Genomic DNA, 1044 nt, shown 5'->3' with positions numbered 1-1044 from the left:
GCTTCGGTGCGCAGGGGGTTGATCTCGGAGACGGCGCCGACGAGCGTGGTCTTGCCGACACCGAAGCCGCCCGCGATGACGATCTTCGCGGAGGTGGTGGCGCGGGTGGGGGCGGCCGCGTTAGAGCTTGCGAAGTCCACTGAGGACCCTTTCGAGCAGCGTGACGTCGGGCTGGTTTCCGGATTCGCCGCCGGAAGCGGGCTGGTGGATGGCGACCAGGCCGGCTTCGGCCAGGTCGGCCACGAGGATGCGGGCCACTCCCAGGGGAAGGGAGAGCAGCGCCGAGACCTCGGCGACGGATTTCACCTCTCTGCACAGGGTGCAGATCCGCTGGTGCTCCGGGAGGAGGGTGGCCAGGCGCTGCGGGTCGACGTCGGCGGAGACCAGGGCCTCCAGCGCGAGCTCGTAGCGGGGCCGGGTGCGACCGCCGGTCATGGCGAACGGTCGGATCAGCGGGCCGGAGTCCGGTTCGTCCTCGAACTCCTCGACGTGCCCGGGTTCCTGGGCCGGCTGGTGGCCGGGAGCCCGGGCGGGCGCCGGGCCGGGCGCCGACGCCGGGTAGCCGGCCGGCGGGGCGTCGAAGGCCGGCTGCGGCCGGGAGTACGGGTCGGCCTGGCCGTACTGGCCGTACTGCTGCTCGGGTCGGGCGTACGGGTCCTGTTGGGGCTGTCCGTACTGCTGCCGATCGTACGGCTGACCGTGGCCGGCGCCGGGTGCTCCGAAGGCGTCATGGCCTGTGCCAGGGTACGGAACGCCGTACTGGCCGCTGCGGTCGTCGGGCGGTGTCACGGTTCCTCTCCTCACAAGGTGCGGCGGTGCGGTGCGAGCTTCGGTACGAGTCCGGAGCCTGTGGTGCGAAGGCCGTACGACGTCCGAACCCGAGCCCGCCGAAGCGGGCCCGGGAAGGACGCGGAGGTACTTCGAATACCTGGACGGTATCCGACGAACCGTCAGTGCAGGAGACTGCCCTGGAGTTCCGCGCGGAGTGCGGGGGTGAGGACGGCGCCGGCTCGGTCGACGAGCAGGGCCATCTCGTAGCCGACG

Annotated in this window: 1 protein-coding gene and 2 pseudogenes; all 3 read right to left on the bottom strand. The window is 71.8% G+C overall.

Annotated features, from left to right (window positions below; genetic code table 11):
• Positions 1-140: pseudogene (locus ACFV1W_RS40750) on the bottom strand (ATP-binding protein); the annotation flags it as partial.
• Entirely contained in the window at positions 121-789 is a 669-nt protein-coding gene (locus ACFV1W_RS40745) for a DUF742 domain-containing protein (RefSeq protein WP_380422636.1), read from the bottom strand. The gene ACFV1W_RS40745 and the pseudogene ACFV1W_RS40750, both read right to left, overlap by 20 nt.
• A 161-nt stretch (positions 790-950) precedes the next feature.
• Positions 951-1044, bottom strand: a pseudogene (locus ACFV1W_RS40740) (roadblock/LC7 domain-containing protein); the annotation flags it as partial.

It is taken from the genome of Kitasatospora sp. NPDC059648 (genome assembly GCF_042734825.1).
Lineage (GTDB): Bacteria > Actinomycetota > Actinomycetes > Streptomycetales > Streptomycetaceae > Kitasatospora.
This window is presented reverse-complemented; position numbering and strand designations above follow the sequence as displayed.